Here is a 22,200-nt window from a genome sequence, read left to right on the forward strand (position 1 = left end):
TCGCGCGCTCCTAGAGGGCGATCGGGATGTCGCGGTACGGCGCGAGGACGACCGGGCCCATCAGGCCGGTCCGCTGCCAGTCGGGCGTGGCGTAGTTCGGGTTCCCGCCGGCCCGGACGGCGTTGAACATCGTGGTGGCCACCCGGACGGTGAGCGTGTTCGTGCCGGGGACGAGCAGCCGGCCGAGGTCGATGCGGCCCCGGTCGGACTGGTCCACGACGACCGCGGTGCCGTTCACGGTCACCTGCACCGTGTCGACGGCGTCGCCGAGGTCGAGCCAGGCGCCGTCGTCGTCCCCCCAGGACGCCGGGAGTTCCACCGTCGTGGTGTACGTGCCGACGCCCGAGGCGCGGCTGAGGTCCACCGGCGCGGTGGTCTCCAGCCAGGAGGGCAGCCGGCCGTCGTCGTCGGCGGCCACGGGGAACGGTTCGTGATCGGTCTTCCGGCTGGTCCACTGCTCGTCGCCGGCGGTCCAGCTCTGCGCCCGCAGCGTCCAGTCGGTGAGGTGCCGGGGCGGCGCCAGCCCCTCGGTCCGGACGGTCCGTTCCGTGCCGTCGCTCAGTCGTGCCCGGTGCTCGCCGTCCGCCGGAGCGCGCAGGAGCAGCCGGCCCGCGTCGTCGACGAGGACCTCGGCGTCGGCGGCGACGGCGTGCACCCGCGGAGCGGGGGAGAGGCCCGCCGCGCCGGGCGCGAGGGCGATCACCACCGTGTCGTACGGCGCGATCCGCACCGGGAGCGTGACCCGGCCACCGTCCCGGGCGTACCGCCCGATCGGCGAGATCCGCCCCGTCCAGGTGTCGAGCAGGTGGGGGACGCCGTCGCCGGTCAGCGAGAGCTCGCCCGCGTACACGTCGGCCGACCGGTTGTAGACGACGTCGTAGACCACGCCGTCGGCCTCGCGGCGCACCAGTCCCAGGGCCGGCGTCGGCTCGGACGGGGCGACCCGCGGGGAGATGCCCACCGCGGCCAGGGCGCCGGGCAGCTCGGCCTCGGTGGCGACCCGGATCACGGTCGGCTCGTCGAGCAGCGCGGCGACGGTGGTCCGGAGCCGGCTGTCGTCCGGGTCGGCGGCGTCGTGGCCGGTCCCGCGGGAGGGCGGCTCGCCGACGACGAACAGCCGCAGCCCCTGACGAGCCAGGTCGAGCAGCCGGTCGGCGTGCGCGCAGTCCATCGTGCGCTGCTCGTTCAGCACGAGCGCCGCGTGGCCGGACCGGTCGGCGAACAGCCCGCCGTCGGGCTCGACCGTGACGCCGTCCAGGAAGGCCGGCGCGACGTACTCGTAGGTGTAGCCCGCGGCGGAGGTGGCGGAGTCGGTGCCCAGCATGTGCCGCGGCTCCTGCTGGTCGCTGACGGCCTGCCCGGCCAGGCCGAGGTCCTCGTAGTAGACGCCGAGGTCGAGGACCGCGCGGCCCTGCCGCAGCACCAGCTGCTTCCGGGCGAGGCTGTCGTTGACCGCGCGCACGTCCGGCCAGCCGGGCTGCCGCGGGCCGAAGTACTCCCCGGCGTTGAGGACGCCGAAGATGTCCCACGGGTGGTAGCCCGGCCACGCGCCGCCCCGGCCGTTCGAGCCCTCCTCAGCCTCGGGTGCGTCGCGGTAGGGGAAGCCATGCCAGACCACCTGGTTGACGCCGCCGGCGAACGCCTTGTGCACGCTGTCGAGCAGGCCCTGCGCGTACTTCCCGCCGAGGGAGGACCCGTCGCCCCCCTCGGCCCAGCCGCCGGGCACGTTCGGGCCGGCCACGGTCGACCGGTAGGCGCCGAAGAAGTTGGCCGCCAGCTCGGCGGAGACGATCGGCCGGCCGCCGAGGTGCGCGCCGGCGGAGAGGACGCGGTGGTCCTGCTCGGCGCCGAACGGGTTGGGGCTGCCGAAGTCCAGCGACTCGCCCTCGGGGATGCCGGCGGCCGCCGCGGCGACCCCCGAGGCCAGCGGCGGCCCGTACACCTGGGCGCGGAACTGCAGTCCGTGGGACTGCGCCCAGGCCTGCATCGGGACGACGTAGCGCTCGACGTAGAGCTCGCTGAGGGTCTGCCGGTAGTCCTCCCGGACCCGCGGGCCGATCCCGGGCAGCTCGAACGCCGGCTCCGCGGTGGCGTGGATGCCGGTGCCGAGGAGCGCGGGCAGGTACGGCGTGGGGTCGTAGCCGCGGCGGGCGGTGAACTGCTCCAGCAGGTCCGCCGGCCACTTCTGGCTCTCGCCGAGCTCCAGGGAGTCCTCGAACACCGCGCCGCGCCCGATCCGCCGCAGTCCCGCGCGGACGGCGTCGGTGAGCACGTGCTCGTCCCAGAAGTCGGTCTGGATGCCGACGCCGGCCTCGCTCCAGTGGTCGACGACGTAGTTGGGCTGCGTGGCGGTGAACCCGTTCCGCTGGGCGACGAGGCCCGAGGCGGTGCGGACCAGGTCCAGGAGCACCCACGGGTTGCCGTTCCCGGCCGGGAAGGTGTGCGTCAGCCCGCCGTCCACCACGAGGTCCGTGACGTCCCGTACCGAGGCCGGGTCCAGGACGACCGGCCCGCCGTCCGCGGGGGAGGGCTCGGCGTACTGGGCGACGAGCGTGCGGACCCGCGTCGTCCGGGCGACGTCGACGACCGGTTCGCCCGTGTCGTGCGACTTCACGAGGGGGGAGACGGAGAGGACGCCGGGGACGGCGGTGCGGTCGCCGAGCCCCGTGACGGTGACCTGCTCCGCCGTGGCCCCCTCGCCGACGGTCACGGTGTCGCCGGCGGCGAACCCGCCCAGGTCGTCGACGGCGAGGGTCCGGTCGCCGGCCGCCGCCGGGGCGCGCAGGGCGGTCGTGACCGAGGGCGGGTCGACCGCGGGGAGCGGGCCGCTGCGGGTGCTGCCCGGCGCCGCGGACTCGCAGCCGTTCAGCAACTGCTGCTCGGCCTCGGGCTGGTTGAAGCTGCAGAGCGTCGGCACCGTCGGCGGGTACTGCGGGCCGAGGTTCTGGTCCACCGACAGCCCGAGGGCGGCCGCCGCCTCGATGACGACCTCCATCCGGTGCGCCCACAGCGGCGTGCCCCACCCGTGCTCGGCGAGGAAGTCGTTGGACTGGTGGCCCGCGCCGGCGACGACGAACGGGGACACCTCGACCCCACCCGCCCCGGCGTCGGCCAGCTGCTGCAGCTGCTCGCGCAGGACGTCGTCCTCGGTGTACGCCAGCGGCAGCCACCAGCGGTAGAGCGGCCGCACCCCGACCGGCGGCTCGGCGAAGGTCTCCGGGGTCAGCTGCGGTCGGGACGGGTCCGGCGGCGCTGCCGTCATGGTCGTGCTCCTGTCGCCCGGGCGGGGAGGGGGAGGGGCGTCAGCTCGGGCGCGATGCGCCGTCCAGCCGGATGACCTCGCCGTTCAGATAGGGGTTGTCGACGACGGCCAGGGCCAGCTGTGCGAACTCCTCGGCCCGCCCCAGGCGCTTGGGGAAGGGGTTCACCTGCGCCGCCCACTCCTGCAGCATCTCGGACGGGGCGGCACCCATGATGGGCGTCTCGATGAGGCCGGGCGCGATCGCGCAGACCCGGATCCCGACCGCGGCGAGGTCGCGGGCGGCGGGCAGGGTCATGGCGACGACGCCGCCCTTGGACGCCGCGTAGGCGAGCTGGCCCGCGGCCCCGTCGTAGGCGGCGATGGAGGCGACGTTGAGGACCACGCCCCGTGCGCCGTCCTCGCCCGGCTCGGTGGCGGCCATGGCGGCCGACGCGAGGCGGAGGACGTTGAAGGTGCCGGTCAGGTTGACGGCGAGGGTCCGCTGCCAGAGGTCGACCCCGTGCGCGGCGCCGTCGGCCCCGACGATGTTCTCCACGTTCGCGATCCCGGCCGAGCTCACCGCGATCCGCAGGGGCCGGCCCTTGCTCGTCGCCTCGTCCACGGCGGCCCGGACGGAGGCCTCGTCGGTGACGTCGGTGCGGACGAAGGTGGTCGCACCGCCGAGCTCGGCAGCCAGGGCCGCACCGCGGGCCTCGTCGAGGTCGAGGATCGAGACGGCCGTGCCGCGGGCGGCCAGTGCGCGCACGGTGGCCTCGCCGAGGCCGGAGGCCCCGCCGGTGACGATCGCGGCGACGTCGTAGTCCAACACGTCTGTCTCCATCCTGAGGCTTCTGACTTAAAGTCGCGTCACCGTACGACCTGGGCGGCCGGATCGCGAGGACGCGATCACGGGCGCCCGGTCCCGGCCGACGATCACGGCAACACGCGGCAACCCGTCGTCGACGGCGTCCTCCGGGGGCTGGCACGACGGCGACCCGGCTCCGCCGTACGGCGGGTCGACAGGACCGACGACGAGACCACAGGCAGAGACGAGGTCGCGATGACGTTGCCGGCGGACGGTACCGACAGGGAGCCCGAGCCCTCCCTCGGCGAACCCCAGGGCCCGGGGATCCCCCGCCTCGTGCGGGCGGGGCAGACGTGGCACCTGCTGGTCGACGGCGCCCCGTACCTCTCGGTGGGCGGGGAGCTGCACAACTCGAGTCCCTCGAGTCCGGCGTACATGGCGCCCATCTGGGACCGGCTCGAGCGCAACGGGGTCCCCTCCGTGATCGGAGCTGCCAGCTGGCAGCTCGTCGAGCCGGAGGAGGGGACGTTCGACTTCACCGCCGTCGACGATCAGGTCGAGCAGGCCCGCAGCAGGGGGATGCGACTCGTCCTCATCTGGTTCGGCTCGTACAAGAACGCCGATTCTGCCTATGCACCCACGTGGGTGCGCCGGGACGAGGAGCGTTTCCCCCGAGCCGAACGCGACCCCGAGCGGCTCCTCACCGGTCGCTTCACGATCGACGGGCCCGCCCTCAGCGTGTTCGCCGAGGAGCTGCTCGAGGCCGATGCCCGTGCGTTCGCCGCTCTCCTGCGTCACCTGCGCGAGATCGATCCCGGGCACACGGTGATCGCGGTGCAGGTGCAGAACGAGGTCGGACTGCTGGGTGACAGCCGCGACCGCAGCCCCCTGGCCGAGGCGGCGTGGGCGGCGCCCGTGCCCGTCGAGCTGCTCTCCGGTCTGGCAGCACGGGCCGGCCACCTCCACCCCTGGGTCGCGGACCTGTGGGCCCGCCACGGCTCGCGGACGCAGGGCACCTGGGCGGAGGTCTTCGGAGAGGGGCGCGATGCCGAGGAGGTGTTCATGAGCTGGGCGTTCAGCCGCTTCGTCGGGCGGGTCGCCGAGGCGGGCATGGCCGAGCACCCGCTCCCGATGTACACCAATGCGTGGCTCGGTCCGCAGCCGAACGCACCCGAACCCGGCCAGTACCCCAGCGGCGGGCCGGTGTCCCGCATGATCGACGTCTGGCAGATCGGTGCGCCCCGGCTCGCGTTCCTCTCCCCGGACATCTACGTCGACGACTTCGCCGGCGCGGCGAGCGGCTACGCCGTCGCCGGCAACGCGGTCTTCGTCCCCGAGGCACGGCCGGAAGCCGGGCTCCTCTTCCTCACCCTCGGCCGCTTCCGGGGCATCGGATTCCACCCCTTCGGCGTCGAGGACCTGCCCGACGGCCACGAGCTCTTCGACGCCTACGCCGCGATCCGGGGGATGCACGGGATCATCGCCCAGGCGCAGGAGTCCGGCGCGATCCACGGCTTCTCCGTCGAGTCCGGCCAGGAGGAGCGGGTCTCCTTCGGCGGCTACGACCTGACGATCTCCGGACCGCTCGACACCCGGGGCATGTTCGGGGAGGGAACCGGGTCGGCGGCCGAGCCCCTGACGGGCTACGGCCTGCTCATCCACACGGCGCCGGACGAGTTCCTCGTCGTCGCCCGTGGCGCCTGGGTCCGGTTCTCCCGGCCGGACGCCGTCGTCGAGCTCGACCGGCTGACCGAGGGCACCTACCGGGACGGGGAGTGGACGCCGGGGCGGGTGCTGAACGGGGACGAGCGCTACTTCATGTTCCCCAGGGACGGGATCCGGACGGTCCGGATCGAGCTCCTCCGACGCCCCCGTCGATCGTGACCGGCACGCCCCCGGGGGCCGGACCGGTGGCGGCCGCCGCCCGCTGTCCCAGACGTACCGGCACGGCGTGGCCCGGACCGCCGCCGGGGCCATCCGCTCGTCCCCGCTGTGACCGGGGCTACAACGACGGCAACTCGTGGCAACCGATGTCGTGCGTGTTGCCAGGCTGCTTCCCTCATGCACGTCGGAGGACCTGCATCCGCGCGGCCCCAGCCCACGGCAGCGCGCAGTCCCCGGATCCCGGTCCACGCGGACCCACCACACGGGCATCACAAGGGAGTGGTCCATTGCTCACCCAGTCCTCGCGCCGGCGACAGCTGTCGCGGCGCCTCACCGCGGTCCTGGGGGCTTCGGCGGTCCTGGCGACAGCGGCCTGCACCGGAGGGTCGGACTCGTCCGGCGGCTCCTCGAGCGACGGCGGCACGGGGGCCAGCGATGCCACCATCGCCCTGTCCATCCAGGCCCAGCCGGCGTCCCTGGACCCGTCGCTGCTCCAGGAGGGGCAGCAGGGCTACATCTGGGGCTCGATCTTCGACACCCTGCTGTACCTGGACAACGACGGCCAGGTCCAGCCGAACGCGGCCGAGAGCTGGGAGTACTCCGAGGACCTCAAGACCCTGACGCTCACGCTGCGCGAGGGGATGACCTTCACCACCGGCGACCCGGTGACCGCCGAGGCCGCGCGGGCGACGCTGGAGCGCACCCGCACGACCGCCGGCCCGCTGCAGTCGCGGCTGGAGTCGGTGACCTCGGTCGAGGCGCCCGACGACCGGACCGTCGTCATCGGCCTCGACGCACCCGACGCCGGCCTGCTGATCGCGCTCGCCACCGGCGCCGGCGTCATCGGTGACCCGGCCACCTTCGACGCTCCCGAGACCGCGTTGGACCCGGTGGGCTCGGGCGCCTACGAGCTCGACGACGCCGCCACCTCCGTCGGCTCGACGTACGTGCTGAAGCGCCGCGACGACTACTGGAACGTCGACGCCTACCCGTTCGAGACGGTCACCGTCCGGGTGATCGCCGACGCCACGGCCCAGTTCAACGCCCTGCTGGGCGGCCAGCTGGACGCCGGCCGGATCAACCCCGACCAGGAGCAGCAGGCCTCCGGGGCCGGCTTCACCGTCAGCGACCTGATCCCCACGGCGAGCGCCACGCTGCTGCTGCTGGACCGCGACGGGGCGATCGTGCCGGCGATGGCCGACGTGCGGGTGCGCCAGGCGATCAACCTGGCCCTGGACCGGGAGGGCTTCAGCACCGCCCTCCTGCAGGGCAACGCCCAGCCCACCGAGCAGTTCTTCAGCCCGCAGGGGCCGGCCTACGTCGAGGACCTCGCGGGCACCTACGACTTCGACCCGGACCGCGCCCGCGACCTCATGGCCGAGGCGGGCTACGCGGACGGCTTCTCGATGACCCTGCCGAGCACGGTCTTCTCCACGACGTTCGAGCCCACGGTGACCCAGGCGCTGGGTGACATCGGCATCGACGTCACGTGGGAGCCCCAGCCCCCGCAGAGCAACCTGGCCTCGATCCAGTCGGGCAAGTACCCGGCGGCGTTCTGGTTCGAGGGCCTGGACCCCGCACCCCGGCAGGTACAGGGCCACTACACGACCGACGCCACGATCAACCCCTTCCACACCGACTTCTCCGAGATCGAGGGGTTGCTCGCGGACGCTGCGTCCACGACCGACGAGGACCAGCAGCGCGACGCGTACCAGCAGATCGGCACCATCGCCGTGGAGGAGGCGCTCGACGCACCGATCGCCTACGTCGGCACCCGGTGGGCCACCGCCGACGGTGTCGAGTACCTGCAGAACGGTGCCAACGTCTTCAGCACCATCCGGGCGTTCGGCGTCTCCTCCTAGTTCCGCCGGTCCCGGGCGGCGGACCCGACCCGCCGCCCGGGACCCGGTCCCCCTGTCGAAGGAAGCTGCGATGACCCTCTACGTGCTGCGGCGCCTGGCCATCGGCCTGGTCCTCGCGGTCCTGGTCACCTTCATCACCTACCTGCTGCTGAGCCCGTCGTTCGACGACATCGTCGTCAGCAAGCTCGGCCCGACGGGCGCGACGCCGGAGGCGGTCGCGGCGGTGAAGACCGATCTCGGGCTCGACCGGCCGATCGTCGTCCAGTACCTGGACTGGCTCGGCGGGGTGCTCCACGGGGACTTCGGCATCTCGTACTTCACCAGCCAGCCGGTCGGTGACGCGGTGGCCTCCCGGCTCGCGGTGACCCTGTCGATCGTGCTCGTGGCGCTGGCCATCAGCGTGGTCGTCAGCGTGACGCTCGGCGTGCTGGCCGCCTACCGCGGCGGGGCGGTGGACCGCATCGTGCAGTCGGTCTCCCTCATCGGGCACCTGGTCCCGTCGCTGCTGATCGCCATCGCGTTCGTCTACATCTTCGCCGTGAAGCTCGGCTGGCTGCCCGCGACCGGCTACACGCCGCTGTCGGAGGACCCGGTCGGCTGGCTCAAGAGCATCACGATCCCGGTCATCGCCCTGGTCATCGGCGGCATCGCCAACCTCTCCGCCCAGATCCGCGGCGCGATGATCGACGAGCTGCACAAGGACTACGTCCGGACGCTGCGCACCCGCGGGATCGGCACCCGGTCCATCGTGCTGAAGCACGTGCTGCGCAACGCCGCGGGGCCGGCGCTCACCGTCCTCTCCCTGGAGTTCCTCACCATGCTCGGCGGCGCACTGATCATCGAGAGCGTGTTCGCGCTGCCCGGCTACGGCCAGTTCGCGTTCACCTCGTCCCTGCAGGGCGACATCCCCGTGATCATGGGGATCACGCTCTTCGGCACGCTGCTCGTGGTCGGCGTGAACCTGCTGACCGACCTGGTCAACGGCTGGCTCAACCCGAAGGCGAGGGTCCTGTGACCGAAGTCGGAGTGCTCGACGCGGAGGTCGCACCGGAGCCGGCACCGGCTCCCGGCCCGGGCCGCCGGTCCCCGTGGCGCCGGTTGCTGCAGGACCCGCAGGCGATCGTCACGCTCGTCGTCCTCGTCGCCTACGTCGTCCTCGGGCTGCTCGCCGACGTCATCGCCTCGCACGGCCCGAACGAGGCGTCGCTGCAGGCCTACAACGCGCCCTTCGGCACCGACGGCCATCCCCTGGGCGCCGACAGCAGCGGGCGCGACATCCTGTCCCGGCTGCTGCACTCGATCAACACGAGCCTGGTCTCGGGGCTGATCGGCGCCGGCGTGGCCCTGCTGGTGGGCGTGACCTTCGGTCTCATCGGCGGGTACTACGGGCCCCGGCTCCGGTCGGGGACCGAGTGGGTGTTCGCCCTCATCCAGACCTTCCCCGGCCTGCTCCTGCTGATCGTCCTGATGCCGATCACCAAGGGCGACTACCGCTTCACGATGCTGATCTTCGGCTTCCTGCTCGCTCCGGGCGTCTACCGGATCACCCGGAACCAGGTGCTCGGGGTGAAGAACGAGCTCTACGTCGACGCCGCGCGTGTCTCGGGGCTCACCGACCGGCGCATCCTCGGCCGGCACATCCTGATGGCGGTGCGCGGCCCGGTGATCATCGCGGCGGCCTTCATGTTCGGCACGGCCATCGCGGTGCAGTCCGGACTGGCCTTCCTCGGTGTCGGCAACAACCAGGTGCCCAGCTTCGGCGCGATGATCTCCGAGGGCTTCAAGAACCTGTACTCGGAGCCGATGCAGTTCGTCTGGCCGAGCCTCGCGCTCGGGATCCTGACCGCCGCCCTGGTGCTCCTCGGCAACTCGTTGCGGGACGCGCTGCAGGGCGCCCGCCGCAAGCCGGCCAAGATCGCCGCCCCGGTGGTCGCGCCGGGTGCGGCCGTCGGCTCCGCGTCGCCGGCGGGTGCCGACGACGCCGGCGCCGTCCTGGTCGTCGAGGACCTCGCGATCGCCTACCCGACCCCGTCGGGCGAGCTGCGCGAGGTCGTGGACGGCGTGTCCCTGCGGCTGGGCCCGGGGGAGACGCTCGGCCTGGTGGGCGAGTCCGGCTCGGGCAAGACGCAGACGGCCTTCGCCACCCTGGGCGTGCTGCCCCCGGAGGCGGTCGTCACCCGCGGGTCGATCCGGCTGGAGGGCCGCGAGGTCCTCGGGTTGAGCGAGCGCGAGCTCCGGACGCTGCGCGGACGGTCGATCGCCTACGTGCCGCAGGAGCCGATGTCCAACCTGAACCCGTCGTTCACCGTCGGCGCCCAGCTGGTCGAGGGCGTCCGGGCCTCGACCGACGTCTCCCGCGCGGAGGCCCGGGAGCGGGTCATGGCACTGCTGACCCGCGTCGGGATCCCCGACCCCGAGCGCACGTTCCGCTCGTACCCGCACCAGATCTCCGGCGGCATGGCCCAGCGGGTGCTCATCGCGGGTGCGGTGGCCAGCCGGCCCAAGGTCCTCATCGCCGACGAGCCGACCACCGCGCTCGACGTGACCGTGCAGGCGGAGATCCTCGACCTGCTGCGCGACCTGCAGTCCGAGCTCGGCATGGCCGTCCTGCTCGTCACCCACAACTTCGGTGTGGTCGCCGACATCTGCGACCGCATCGCGGTGATGCAGGAGGGCCGGGTCGTCGAGACCGGCGAGACGACGGAGATCTTCACCGCTCCCCAGCACCCGTACACGCGGATGCTGCTGGGGGCCATCCTCGACGAGGAGACGGTCCGGACCGACGGCCCCGCCGCCGTCGCCGTGCCGCTCGGGACGGACGCGTGATGACCACACCCCTGCTCGAGGTCAGCGACCTGCGGGTCGCCTTCCCCGGCCGCGGTTTCCGGGCCAAGCCGGTCGAGGTCCTCCACGGCGTGGACCTGTCCATCGCCTCCGGCGAGGCGGTCGGCGTGGTCGGCGAGTCCGGGTCGGGCAAGACGACGATCGGCCGCGCCATCCTCGGTCTGGTCAAGCCGAGCGGCGGCCGGATCGCCTTCGCCGGGCAGGACATCACCGCGGCCCCGGCCAAGGCCCGCCGGGCGCTGGCCCGCGAGATCCAGGTGGTCTTCCAGGACCCCTACACATCGCTGAACCCGGCGATGGAGATCGGCGACATCCTCACCGAGCCGCTGGTCATGCACGGTGCCACCGCTAAGGACGCCCGTGCCCGCGTGCGCACCCTGCTGGACCAGGTCGGGCTGCCCTCGGACGCCGTGCGCCGGCTGCCCCGCGAGTTCAGCGGCGGTCAGCGCCAGCGGGTCGCCATCGCCCGCGCGCTCGCCCCGGGGCCGAAGCTCATCGTCTGCGACGAGCCGGTCTCGGCGCTGGACCTGTCCACCCAGGCGCGGGTGCTCGACCTGTTCATCGACATCCAGCGCCGCACCGGCGTGGCCTACATGTTCATCTCGCACGACCTGGCCGTGGTCCGCCACGTCAGCCACCGGGTGAGCGTGCTGTACCGCGGCGACATGGTGGAGACCGGTCCGGCCGACAAGGTGACCTCGGCACCCGACCACCCCTACACGCAGAAGCTGCTGCTGGCCGCCCCGGTGTCCGACCCGGTCGCCCAGCGAGCCCGCCGGGAGGAGCGGCAGCGCCGGGCACAGGCCGAGGCGGCAGGAGCCCCGGCCGGCGCGGCCTGACCGCGGTGGGCGACGTCCCGGTCCTCCCGGGCTTCCACCCGGATCCCTCGATCTGCCGGGTGGGGGAGGACCACTACCTCGTCACGTCGAGCTTCGAGTACTTCCCCGGGGTGCCGCTGTTCACCAGCCGCGACCTGGTGCACTGGGAGCAGGTGGGCAGCGTGCTCGACCGGCCCGACCAGCTGCGGGTGCGGCCCGGCCAGGCCGGCGCCGACGGCGGGATCTACGCCCCGACGATCCGGCACCACGGCGGCCGGTTCTGGCTGGCGACGACGAACATCGACCAGATCGTCGACGGGCACCTGATCGTGCACGCCGAGGACCCGGCCGGGCCCTGGAGCACCCCGGTGTTCACCGCCGGCACGCTCGGCGTCGACCCCGACCTCGCCTGGGACGACGACGGCACCTGCCACCTCACCTGGTCCGACCCCTTCGGCGGGATCGCCCAGGCGACCGTCGACCCGTTCACCGGCGAGCTGACGTCGCCGCCGCGCCCGCTCTGGGAGGGCACCGGCCTCGCCCATCCGGAGGGCCCGCACCTGCACCGGCGGGGCGCGTGGTGGTACCTCGTCGTCGCCGAGGGCGGTACCGGCCCGGGGCACGCCGTGTCGGTGGCCCGGGCGCCGGCGCCGACCGGCCCCTTCGAGAGCTGCCCGGCCAACCCGGTCCTGTCCCACCGCAGCACGGGCTCGGCGGTGCAGAGCACCGGGCACGCGGATCTGGTGGAGCTGGCCGACGGCAGCTGGGCGATGGTCCACCTCGGCGTCCGGCCCCGGGGCAGCTTCCCGAAGTACCACGTGAACGGCCGGGAGACCTTCCTGGCCGGGATCGACTGGGTCGACGACTGGCCGGTGGTCGTGGAGGACCGCTTCGAGGTGCCGCCCGCGGAGACCTCCTTCGTCGACGACTTCGCCGGACCGGCCCTGCACCCGCGGTGGATCGCGCCAGGCGTGGACCCGACCGGCTTCGCCCGGCCCGGCGAGGGCGGCCTGCGCCTGGCCGCCGGCCGGGCGCCGGAGAGCCGCGAGGCCGAGCGGCTGCTCGCCGTCCGGTGCCGGGACGAGCAGTGGACGGCGACGGCGACGGTCCCGCACGGGGACGCCGCGCTCGTCGTCCGCCTCGACGACGCCCACCAGGTCTGCCTGGAGCGGGTCGGGGACGCGGTGGCCGTGCGCATGGTGGTCGGGCCGCTGGACCAGGTCCTCGCGCGGACGACGGGCGTGCCGGCGGACGCGCCGCTGGCCGTCCGCGCCGTCGACGTCGCCGGGGAGCCGGGGTTCCGCAAGGGCCCCGACCGCCTGGAGCTCGGCGTCGTCGAGGACGGGGACGTGCGCGTGCTCGCCTCGGTCGACGGCCGCTACCTCTCCACGGAGGTGGCCGGCGGCTTCACCGGCCGGGTGGTCGGCGTCGAGGCGCTGGGCGGCGACGCGGTCGTGTCCCGCGTCACCTACACCGGCGGTGCCGCGCTCAGCTGACGGGCAGCGGCTGCCGGGGCTCCATCCCCGCGGCGCGGTAGACCGCGTCCAGCACCCGCATCGTCGCCGTGGCCTCGCGGGCGCCGGTGACCACGGGAGCGCCGGACAGCACGGAGTCGCGGAAGGCCTCGACCATGTACGAGTACGTGGTGCGCTCCTCGGGGCCCTCGGTCTCCGTGCCGTCGGGCGTGGTGAGGACGAGCTCGCCGTAGAGGTAGGGGTGGTAGGGCATGCGGACGGCGAGCGTGCCCGCCGTCCCGGTCACCCGCAGGTCGGCGCCCCAGTCGGCGCCCTCGGCCATGCTCGCCACGACCCGCCCCTCGACGCCGCCGGCGAACGCGAGCTCGGCGGTCATCGCGGCGTCGACGCCGGCCTCGTCCTGCGCCGTGGCCGACCGCACCTCGGGCTCGCCGAAGAGGTGGCGCAGCAGGGTCACCGGGTAGACGCCGAGGTCCATGAGCGCCCCGCCGCCGAGCGGCAGCTGCCAGCGGATGTCGCCGGCGCGGTCGGCGTGCGGCGTGACGAAGGTGGCCTCCGCCGTCGTGACGTCGCCGAGGACGCCGGACCGCAGGATGCCGGCCATGCGCTCCCAGCGCGGGGAGAAGCGCGAGTGCATGGCCTCCATGACCACCAGTCCGCTGCCGTCGGCGCGGTCGGCGATCCCGGCCGCCTCGTCGGCGTTGGCGGTGAACGGCTTCTCGCAGAGCACGTGCTTGCCGGCCTCGATCGCCCGCCGGGTCCAGTACCCGTGCAGCGCCGCCGGGGTCGGGACGTAGACGGCCGTCACCTCCGGGTCCTCGACCACCGCCTCGTAGGAGTCCAGCACCCGCGGGATGCCGTTCTCGGCCGCGTACTCCTCGGCCCGGCTCCGGTCGCGGGCGGCCAGGGCGACCACCTCGACGTCGTCCAGCCCGGCGGCGGGGTCGAGCAGCCCGCCCTTGACGATCTTCGCCGCGCCGAGGACGCCGAACCGGACGGTCACTGGTCCAGCTCCGGCACGAGCCCGCCGAGGAAGGCGTGGATGGCGGCCGGCATGCCGACCGACTCCCGGTCGAGCAGCCACTGCGTCTGGACGCCGTTGATCAAGGACACGGTCATGGTCGCGAGGGTCTCCGGATCGATCGGGGAGGAGAGCAGGCCGCGCTCGGCGAGCGCGGCGAAGATGTCGCGGAAGAAGCGGCGGAAGGCGCGGGAGCGCTCCACGTAGTAGTCGTGCGCGGGGTGGTCCGGCGAGGTCGCCTCGGCCGAGAGCACCGTGTGCAGCTCGACCAGGCCGGGCTGCTGCTCGTTGCGGTCGAGGACGGCGAGCATGCCGCGCAGGGCCTCCAGCGGGTGCTGACCCGGGTCGAGCGCGGCGGCCGACCGGAGGTGCTCGGTGCTCTCGTCGGAGCGCAGCTGCAGGACGGCGACCAGCAGGTCCTCCTTGCGGCTGTAGTGGTGCAGCAGGCCGGTGTAGCTGAGCCCGGCACGGCGGGCGATGTCCTTCATCGTCATGCCGTAGAAGCCGGTCTCGCCGAGGGCGTCCGCGCACGCCGCGACGATCCGGCTGCGGATCTCGGCGGACTTCGCGTAGGGCCCTCGGGCGGCGGGCGCAGTCATCCGGGACCTCCTCCAATGAATGTCGTATTGCGGTTCGAGATTCATGCTAGCGTGACCTGGACCACGCGGGCCAGTGGCCCCGCGGTGCGTCCCCCCGCATCGAGATCTCCAGCCAGAACGAGGACGACTCCGACATGACGCAGCTCCGGCCCGGGTTCCTCTGGGGCGCCGCCACGGCCCCGCACCAGATCGAGGGCAACAACGTCAACAGCGACTGGTGGGCCCGCGAGGGCTTCATGCCCGGCATGGAGCGCAGCGGCGACGCGGTCGACAGCTACCACCGCTACCGCGAGGACATGACCCTGCTGGCCGAGGCCGGGCTGAACTCCTACCGCTTCGGCATCGAGTGGGCCCGCATCGAGCCCGTGCCCGGCGCGTTCTCCCGCGCCGAGCTGGCGCACTACCGCCGGATGATCGACACCGCGCTCGAGCTGAGGCTGTCCCCGGTGGTGACCCTCAACCACTTCACGCTGCCGAAGTGGTTCGCCGACGAGGGCGGCTGGCTGGGGGAGCAGGCGATCGACCGCTTCACCGCCTACGTCCGCGAGGCCACCACGATCCTGGGCGACGTCCCGTGGGTCGCCACGCTCAACGAGCCCAACATGCTGGCGATGATGATCACCGCGATGCGGGCGTTCATGTCCGGCGACCTGGGGGAGTGGCAGAGCCCCACCGTGGAGGCCGACGCAGCGGGCGACGCGGCCGGCGACTCCGAGGAGCTGACTGCGGGCCGGCCCTCGGTCCTCCCGCCGCCGGACCCCGAGATCGGCCGGAAGCTGGCCGAGGTGCACGCCGCGGCCCGCGAGATCGTCCGCGAGCGCACGGACGCCGGCGTCGGCTGGACCGTCGCCAACGGCGCCTACTACGCGCTGCCGGGCGGCGAGCAGAAGCTCGAGGAGATCCGCTACATCCGCGAGGACCTCTACTTGGAGGCCGCCCGCGGCGACGACTTCATCGGCGTCCAGTCCTACTCCAGCCAGGGCGTCGACGAGAACGGGCTGGTCCCGCACCCCCCGCACCCGGACAACACCCTCGTCGGCACCGCCTACCGTCCCGACTCCCTGGAGACGGCGATCCGGCACAGCTGGGAGGTCACCGGCGGCGTGCCGGTCATGGTCACCGAGAACGGCATCGCCACCGCCGACGACGAGCGCCGGATCGCCTACACCGGTGCGGCGCTGCGCGGCCTGCTCGCTGCGGTCGACGACGGCATCGACGTCCGCGGCTACCTGCACTGGACCGCGCTCGACAACTACGAGTGGGGCCACTGGGAGCCGACCTTCGGCCTCATCGCCGTCGACCGGCAGACCTTCGAGCGGAAGCCGAAGCCCAGCCTCGGCTGGCTGGGGGACGTCGCCCGCCGCGGCGGCCTGCCCGACTGACCGCCCGACCCGCGACCACACCGACCCGGAGAGAGACCCCTGTGCTGAAGCCCCGTCCCACCCCCACCCGCGAGCTCGTGAACCTCGACGGCCTCTGGCGCTTCGGCGTCGCCGGCCGCGTGCAGGACGAGCCGTGGACCGGCCGCCTCGAGACGCCGCTCGAGGCGCCCGTGCCGGCCAGCTACAACGACCTGTTCACCGACCCGGCGATCCGCGACCACGTCGGCTGGGCCTGGTACCAGCGCCAGGTCCGCGTCCCCCGCGGCTGGGACGGCGAGCGGGTGCTGCTGCGCTTCGACGCGGCCACCCACGCCGGCCGCGTGTACGTCGACGACCGGCTGGTCGCCGAGCACGTGGGCGGGTACACGCCCTTCGAGGCGGACATCACCGACGTCGTGAGCGCGGGGCAGGAGTTCCGGCTCACGGTCGGCGTCAGCAACGAGCTGACCAACGTGACGATCCCGCCGGGCAAGATCACCGTGGACCAGTTCGGCACGCGGAAGCAGACCTACCTGCACGACTTCTACAACTACGCCGGGCTGGCCCGGTCGGTGTGGCTGTACAGCCGCCCGGCCACGCACGTCGAGGACGTCACCATCCGGACCGGCGTGGACGGCTCGGCGGGCACCGTCGACTACGCCGTCCGCACCAGCGCAGCCGCCGACGTGCGGGTCCGGGCGCTCGACGAGACCGGCGCCGAGGTCGGGTCCGGCACGGGGGCCGAGGGCACCCTGCGGATCGACGGCGTGACGCTGTGGCGCCCGGGTGCGGCCTACCTCTACGACCTGGTCGTCGAGGTGCTGGACGGCGACACGGTCGTCGACAGCTACACCGAGCCGTTCGGCGTCCGGACCGTGGAGGTCCGCGGCACCGAGTTCCTGATTAACGGCGAGCCGTTCTACTTCACGGGGTTCGGCAAGCACGAGGACACCCCGGTCCGGGGCAAGGGCCACGACGACGCCTACCTGGTGCACGACTTCCAGCTCATGGAGTGGATCGGCGCGAACTCCTTCCGCACCGCCCACTACCCGTACGCCGAGGAGGTGCTGGAGTTCGCCGACCGGCACGGGATCGTCGTGATCGACGAGACCGCCGCGGTGGGCATCAACCTCGCGGTCCAGGGTGGGCTCACCGGCCTCGCCCCGGAGCCGACCTTCTCGCCGGAGACCTTCAACGACGAGACCCGCGCCGCCCACGCCCAGCACCTGCGCGAGCTGATCGCCCGGGACAAGAACCACCCCAGCGTCGTGATGTGGTGCATCGCCAACGAGCCCTCCTCCAACGAGGAGGGAGCGCGGGAGTACTTCGAGCCGCTCATCCGGCTCACCCGCGAGCTGGACCCCACCCGCCCGCTCACCTCGACGGCGGTGATGTTCGCCCGGGCCGACAACGACCTGATCGCGGACCTGCTCGACGTCCTCTCGATCAACCGCTACTTCGGCTGGTACGTCGCCACCGGGGACCTCGCCACGGCCGAGACGTACCTGGAGGGCGACCTGCGGGCCTGGGCCGCTCTCGGCAAGCCGGTCATGATGGCCGAGTACGGCGCCGACACCATGCCCGGCCTCCACTCGGTGTGGGACCAGCCGTGGTCGGAGGAGTACCAGGCGTCCTACCTGGAGATGAACCACCGGGTCTTCGACCGCGTCGAGGCCTTCGTCGGCGAGCACGTGTGGAACTTCGCCGACTTCCAGACGTCGAACGGCATCCACCGCGTGGACGGGAACAAGAAGGGCGTGTTCACCCGGGACCGCAAGCCGAAGACCGCCGCGCACACGCTGCGCAGCCGGTGGCGCGGGCTGCAGAACCGCAAGCCCGGCACCGCGGGCTGACCCGGCCGGCCGGCGCTCGCGTCAGCGGGCGCCGGCCCCCGCCGTCAGCCGGCCCAGGGCCTCCAGGAGCGCGGGGAGCCGGGGCCGCAGCCGGGCGGCGGCCTCGATCTCCTCGGCCGAGGGGACGACGAGCGGCGGCTCCCCGGCCTCCGGCAGCAGCACGCCGGGTGCGTCCTCCAGCCGGGTGGTGTGGCCGAGGGCGTAGAGGGCGAGCGCCGCCGCGCCGAGCGCACCGCCCTCGGCGTCGGACCCCACGCGGACCGGCCGGCCCAGGGCGGCGGCGACGGACGTCCGCCACAGCGGCGACCGGAAGGCCCCGCCGGTGGCCCGCACCGTGCTCACCGGGGCGACGGTGTCGAGGACGTCGACCACCGAGGCCAGTTGGGCGGCCACGCCCTCGACCGCGGCCCGGACCAGGTGTGCCCGGGTGTGCGCCCGGCGCAGCCCCAGGAAGGCGCCGGGGATGTCGGGGTCCCACAGCGGTGCCCGCTCGGCGACCAGGTACGGGACCATGACCAGCCCGTCGCTGCCCGGGGGCACGCTCCCGGCGAGGGCCAGCAGCGCCTCGTCGGCGCCGCCGTCCGCCAGGTCCGGGGCCAGGGCGTCGGCCGCCCACCGGACGACGTGCGCGCCGTTGCTGATCGCCCCGCCGACCACCCAGTGGTCGGCGGTGAGGGCGTAGCAGAACAGCCGGCCGGCGGGATCGGTCGCCGGCCGGTCGACGACGGTCCGGACCGCGCCGCTGGTGCCGAGGTTGAGCCCCGCGGTGCCGCGCTCCATGGCACCGGTGCCGAGGTTGCCCAGCGGTCCGTCGGCGGCACCGGCCACGACCGGCGTCCCGGCGCGCAGCCCGGTGCGCGCGGTCAGGGCGGGGGAGGAGCTGAGGATGGCCGTCGTCGGCAGCACGTCGGGCAACTGGCCCCGGTCGACCCCGGCGACCTCCAGCGCCCCGGGGTACCAGTCGCCCGCGACCAGATCGAGCATCCCGGTGCCCGACGCCGAGGAGAGCTCGGTGACGAGGAAGTCGGTGAGGGCCAGCAGCACGTACTCCTTGAGCCCGACCCACCACCGGGCCCGGGCGCAGGTGGCCTCGTCGGAGGCGGCGAACCACATCAGCTTGGTCAGCGGCGACATCGGGTGCACCGGCGTCCCGGTCACCCGGTGCAGCTCCGGGGCCAGCCCCGACTCGCGCAGCCACCGCGCCTGCCCGGTCGCCCGGGAGTCCGCCCAGGTCAGCAGCGGGCTGACCGGCCGGGAGTCCCGGTCGAGCGCGAGCAGGCCGTGCATCGCGGTGCCGACGGAGACCGCCGTGACCGGCGCACCCGCGGTGGCGGTCACGCACTCCCGCAGCGCCTCGAGCGTGGCGGCCACCACCGCGTCGGGGTCCTGCACCTGCCAGCCCGGCCGGGGCTCGGAGAGCGGGTACTCGCGCAGCGCGGTGGCCCGCCAGGCCGAACCGGGGGAGAAGGCGACGGCCTTGGCCGCCGTGGTGCCGACGTCGAGCCCGATGACGACGTCCCCGGGCGGCGGACCTCCCGGCGCACCCACCGGCAGCCCGCTCACCGGCGGCCCAGCAGCCCGGCGGTCTCCGCGCGGACGGCGCCCACCAGCTCGGCGTCGTCGGCCAGCGCCGGGTCGAGGGCGGCGAGCGCCCGGGCGACGTCCCCGGTGAGGTGCCGGAGCTCCTCGGCCCGCACGTCGCGGACCGGCAGCCCGCTGCCGCTCAGGTGGGCGACCCACGCGCCGAGGACGGCGACGACCGGCGCCGGGAGCCGGCCGGCGGCCCGTTCGAGGCGGAGCACCGGCAGCAGCCGGACGGGGAGCTTCTGCGAGCCGTCGGTGGCGATCTGGGCGAGCGCGTGCCGCATCCGGGGGTTGGCGAACCGCTCCAGCAGGGCCGCGCAGTAGCGCTCGGCCTCGTCCCGGGGCACGGAGAGGTACGGGATGCAGACCGCCCACCACTGCCGCAGGAGGGCGGCGCAGTGCTCGTCGGCGACGGCCTCGGCCACGGACGTGCAGCCGCGCAGCCCGCCGACGTAGGCGAGCAGGGAGTGCCCGCCGTTGAGCAGCCACAGCTTGCGCTGCTCGAACGGGGTGACGTCGTCGGTCAGGACGGCGCCGGCCCGCTCCCAGGCCGGCCGGCCGCCGGGGAACGCCCCGGCGACGACCCACTCGCTGAACGGCTCGGTGACCACCGGCGCGCGGTCGTCGGTGCCGGTGGCGGCCCGCACGGTCGCGACGTCCTCGGGAGTGGGCTCGGGGGTGATCCGGTCGACCATCGTCGTGGCCGTGGCGACGTGCGCGCCGATCCAGTCCGGCAGCGTCGGGTCGACCGCCGCGGCGAACTCCCGGACGACCCCGGCGAGCGCGGCGCCGTTGTCGGGGAGGTTGTCGCAGGGCACGAGGGTCAGCGGACCGGCGTCGGTGGCCCGGCGGGCGAGCAGGCCGGCCACGAGCCGGGCCGGCACCGACCCGACGGCGGCGCGGGGGTCGGCCCGCAGCGCGGCGAGGTCCCGGGCCACCTGCGGGGCGCCGGTGTCCAGGGCCCCGTCGGGCCGGCGGGCGTAGCCGGCCTCGGTGACCGTGGTCGTGACCACCCGGACCGCGGGGTCGGCGAGCAGGTCCAGCCAGGCGCCGGTGTCGGCCGCGGCGTGCGCCCGGACGACCGAGCGGACGACGTCGAACCGGTCGCCGTCGGGAGCGCGGGTGACCAGCGTGTACAGCCCGTCCTGGGCGGTCAGCGCGTCGGCGAGGTCGGGGCGCCGGCCGGTGAAGGCCGCGATGCCCCAGTCCTCGCCGTCCCGGGAGCCGGCGCGGTCGGTGTACCAGGCCTGGTGGGCGCGGAAGAAGCTGCCCAGCCCGAGGTGGACGGCGCGCACCGGTGCCGCCGCGCCGGGCCCGCGGCGCAGCGGACGGGCGGTCACAGCTTGAAGACCTCGCGCGGCCGGCGGTCGACGAGGTCGACGGCGATCTCGCCGGCCTCGTCCTCGCCGAGGACGTGCTCGGCGACGAGGCGGGCCAGGTAGCCGCTGTCCAGGCGCCGGGACATGTCGTGCCGGGCCGGGATGGAGCAGAACGCCCGGGTGTCGTCGATGAACCCCGAGGTGCGGCGGAAGCCGGCGGACTCGGTCACCGCCCCGCGGAAGCGGCGCACGGCGTCCGGGGCGTCGAGGAACCACCACGGCGCCCCGACGTACACGGCGGGGTAGAAGCCGGCCAGCGGGCCGAGCTCGCGGGAGAAGACGGTCTCGTCGAGGGTGAACAGCACCAGGTGCAGCGAGGGGTGCGTGCCGAAGCGCTCGAGCAGCGGGCGCAGCGCGTCGGTGTACTCGACCCGCAGCGGGATGTCGTGGCCGGTGTCGGGGCCGTGCGCCTCGAAGGTCGGCCGGTGGTGGTTGCGCCGGACGCCGGGGTGCAGCGTCATGACCAGCCCGTCGTCGCACGACATCCGGGCCATCTCCAGCAGCATGTGCCGGCGCAGCGCCACCCGCTCGGCCGCCGACGCCGTCCCCGCCAGGGCGGCGCGGTAGACGCGGTCGGGGTCCGCGAGGGGTTCGGTGCCGACGTCCTCGTGGCTGTGGTCGGCCGAGGTCGCGCCGTGCGCCCGGAAGTGCGCCCGGCGGCTCTCCATGGCCTCGACCCAGCCGGCCCAGCTGCCGGTGTCGACGCCGCTCACCTCGCCCAGCCGCGCCACCGCGTCGGCCCAGCCGGGGGCGGCTGCCTCCAGGTACCGGTCGGGCCGGAAGGTGGGGATCACCCGCCCGGGGAACGCGGGGTCGGCGGCGAGCTCGGCGTGCGCGGACAGGTCGTCGCACGGGTCGTCGGTGGTGGCCAGGACCTCGATGCCGAAGCGCTCGAACAGCGCCCGCGGCCGGTAGGCGTCCTTGGTCAGCCGCTCGGCGACCTGGTCGTAGATGGTGTCGGCCGTGGCGGCCGACGGGCGCACCGCGATGTCGAACACCTCGGCGAGCTCGGACTCCAGCCAGTAGCGCGTCGGGGTGCCGGCCAGCACCGACCAGTGCGTGCAGAGCCGGCGCCACACCTGCCGGGACTCCGCCTCCGGCAGCGGCCCCTGCCCGACGCCGAGGTCGGCCAGCGACACCCCGCTGGCGTGCAGCAGGCGGGTGACGTAGTGGTCCGGCGTCACGAACAGACCCGCCGGGTCGGCGAACGGGACGTCGTCGGCGAGCATCCGGGGGTCGACGTGCCCGTGCGGCGACAGGATCGGCAGTCCGCGTACCGCGTCGTAGAGCCGGCGGGCGATCGCCCGGACACCGGGGTCGGCCGGCAGCAGGCGGTCCGGGTGCCGGTCGAGCGCGGCGGGAGCGGACATGCCGACCATGCTGTGGATCAGGACACGTCCCCCGGAACGGGTTGCCACGAGTTGCCGCCCGCCCTCCCGGCCGTCGCCGGTGAACGGCGCCGACGGTTGCCCCC

The 22,200-nt window shown here is 74.1% G+C and carries 15 protein-coding genes; 8 read left to right on the forward strand and 7 right to left on the reverse strand.

Annotated elements, in window-relative coordinates:
- Positions 1–10: 10 nt before the first annotated feature.
- Positions 11–3,262 carry a glycosyl hydrolase gene (locus N555_RS0113855; protein WP_029432090.1) on the reverse strand — a complete coding sequence of 1,084 codons (3,252 nt, stop codon included), beginning with the start codon at positions 3,260–3,262 and terminating at the stop codon, positions 11–13.
- Between the two features lie 40 nt (positions 3,263–3,302).
- Positions 3,303–4,070 carry an SDR family NAD(P)-dependent oxidoreductase gene (locus N555_RS0113860; RefSeq protein ID WP_156036355.1) on the reverse strand — a complete coding sequence of 256 codons (768 nt, stop codon included), beginning with the start codon at positions 4,068–4,070 and terminating at the stop codon, positions 3,303–3,305.
- Positions 4,071–4,301: 231 nt separating this feature from the next.
- Here N555_RS0113860 and N555_RS0113865 point away from each other — a divergent pair, with 231 nt between their 5' ends.
- From N555_RS0113865 to N555_RS0113890, 6 genes are all read left to right on the forward strand, one after another.
- Positions 4,302–5,930, forward strand: coding sequence for a GH35 family beta-galactosidase (locus N555_RS0113865; RefSeq protein WP_197029014.1), 1,629 nt, complete (start codon positions 4,302–4,304; stop codon positions 5,928–5,930).
- Positions 5,931–6,217: 287 nt separating this feature from the next.
- Positions 6,218–7,792, forward strand: coding sequence for an ABC transporter substrate-binding protein (locus tag N555_RS0113870; RefSeq protein ID WP_029432093.1), 1,575 nt, complete (start codon positions 6,218–6,220; stop codon positions 7,790–7,792).
- Between the two features lie 70 nt (positions 7,793–7,862).
- Positions 7,863–8,807, forward strand: coding sequence for an ABC transporter permease (locus N555_RS0113875; protein WP_029432094.1), 945 nt, complete (start codon positions 7,863–7,865; stop codon positions 8,805–8,807).
- Positions 8,804–10,618: a dipeptide/oligopeptide/nickel ABC transporter permease/ATP-binding protein gene (locus tag N555_RS0113880; RefSeq protein ID WP_197029015.1), complete on the forward strand. Its 1,815-nt coding sequence runs from the start codon at positions 8,804–8,806 to the stop codon at positions 10,616–10,618. Before N555_RS0113875 ends, N555_RS0113880 begins: the two co-directional genes overlap by 4 nt.
- Positions 10,618–11,475, forward strand: coding sequence for an ATP-binding cassette domain-containing protein (locus N555_RS0113885; protein ID WP_029432096.1), 858 nt, complete (start codon positions 10,618–10,620; stop codon positions 11,473–11,475). The genes N555_RS0113880 and N555_RS0113885 overlap by 1 nt, the downstream gene beginning before the upstream one ends.
- A gap of 5 nt (positions 11,476–11,480) precedes the next feature.
- Positions 11,481–12,950: a glycoside hydrolase family 43 protein gene (locus N555_RS0113890; protein WP_034510428.1), complete on the forward strand. Its 1,470-nt coding sequence runs from the start codon at positions 11,481–11,483 to the stop codon at positions 12,948–12,950.
- On the opposite strand, the gene N555_RS0113895 is transcribed toward N555_RS0113890, so the two are convergent.
- Positions 12,943–13,932 carry a Gfo/Idh/MocA family protein gene (locus N555_RS0113895; protein ID WP_029432098.1) on the reverse strand — a complete coding sequence of 330 codons (990 nt, stop codon included), beginning with the start codon at positions 13,930–13,932 and terminating at the stop codon, positions 12,943–12,945. The two genes, N555_RS0113890 and N555_RS0113895, sit on opposite strands and share 8 nt — an antisense overlap.
- Positions 13,929–14,549, reverse strand: a complete 621-nt coding sequence (locus tag N555_RS0113900; RefSeq protein WP_034510430.1) for a TetR/AcrR family transcriptional regulator — start codon at positions 14,547–14,549, stop codon at positions 13,929–13,931. The genes N555_RS0113895 and N555_RS0113900 overlap by 4 nt, the downstream gene beginning before the upstream one ends.
- Positions 14,550–14,683: 134 nt before the next feature.
- Here N555_RS0113900 and N555_RS0113905 point away from each other — a divergent pair, with 134 nt between their 5' ends.
- A complete protein-coding gene (locus tag N555_RS0113905) occupies positions 14,684–15,931 on the forward strand; it encodes a family 1 glycosylhydrolase (RefSeq protein WP_029432100.1) in 1,248 nt (415 codons plus the stop codon).
- Between the two features lie 41 nt (positions 15,932–15,972).
- Positions 15,973–17,763: a beta-glucuronidase gene (gene uidA, locus N555_RS0113910; protein ID WP_029432101.1), complete on the forward strand. Its 1,791-nt coding sequence runs from the start codon at positions 15,973–15,975 to the stop codon at positions 17,761–17,763.
- 21 nt (positions 17,764–17,784) lie between these two features.
- Here uidA and N555_RS0113915 read toward each other — a convergent pair whose 3' ends face one another.
- The 3 genes from N555_RS0113915 to uxaC are packed head-to-tail and all read right to left on the reverse strand — an operon-like array spanning position 17,785 to position 22,096.
- Positions 17,785–19,326: a gluconokinase gene (locus tag N555_RS0113915; RefSeq protein WP_197029016.1), complete on the reverse strand. Its 1,542-nt coding sequence runs from the start codon at positions 19,324–19,326 to the stop codon at positions 17,785–17,787.
- A complete protein-coding gene (locus tag N555_RS0113920; protein WP_029432103.1) occupies positions 19,323–20,687 on the reverse strand; it encodes a mannitol dehydrogenase family protein in 1,365 nt (454 codons plus the stop codon). Before N555_RS0113920 ends, N555_RS0113915 begins: the two co-directional genes overlap by 4 nt.
- The gene (uxaC, locus tag N555_RS0113925; RefSeq protein ID WP_034510612.1) at positions 20,684–22,096 is read right to left on the reverse strand and encodes a glucuronate isomerase; all 1,413 of its coding nucleotides are present in this window, start codon (positions 22,094–22,096) and stop codon (positions 20,684–20,686) included. Before uxaC ends, N555_RS0113920 begins: the two co-directional genes overlap by 4 nt.
- Positions 22,097–22,200: the final 104 nt, after the last annotated feature.

Source organism: Blastococcus sp. URHD0036 (assembly GCF_000701365.1).
In the GTDB taxonomy this organism is placed as follows: Bacteria; Actinomycetota; Actinomycetes; order Mycobacteriales; family Geodermatophilaceae; genus Trujillonella.

Excerpts from the sequence above, each read along its gene's own strand:
- N555_RS0113855 (WP_029432090.1), bottom strand. The coding sequence starts at position 3,262 with ATGACGGCAGCGCCGCCGGACCCGTCCCGACCGCAGCTGACCCCGGAG.
- N555_RS0113865 (WP_197029014.1), top strand. The coding sequence starts at position 4,302 with ATGACGTTGCCGGCGGACGGTACCGACAGGGAGCCCGAGCCCTCCCTC.
- N555_RS0113875 (WP_029432094.1), top strand. The coding sequence starts at position 7,863 with ATGACCCTCTACGTGCTGCGGCGCCTGGCCATCGGCCTGGTCCTCGCG.
- N555_RS0113885 (WP_029432096.1), top strand. The coding sequence starts at position 10,618 with ATGACCACACCCCTGCTCGAGGTCAGCGACCTGCGGGTCGCCTTCCCC.
- N555_RS0113900 (WP_034510430.1), bottom strand. The coding sequence starts at position 14,549 with ATGACTGCGCCCGCCGCCCGAGGGCCCTACGCGAAGTCCGCCGAGATC.
- N555_RS0113905 (WP_029432100.1), top strand. The coding sequence starts at position 14,684 with ATGACGCAGCTCCGGCCCGGGTTCCTCTGGGGCGCCGCCACGGCCCCG.
- uxaC (WP_034510612.1), bottom strand. The coding sequence starts at position 22,096 with ATGTCCGCTCCCGCCGCGCTCGACCGGCACCCGGACCGCCTGCTGCCG.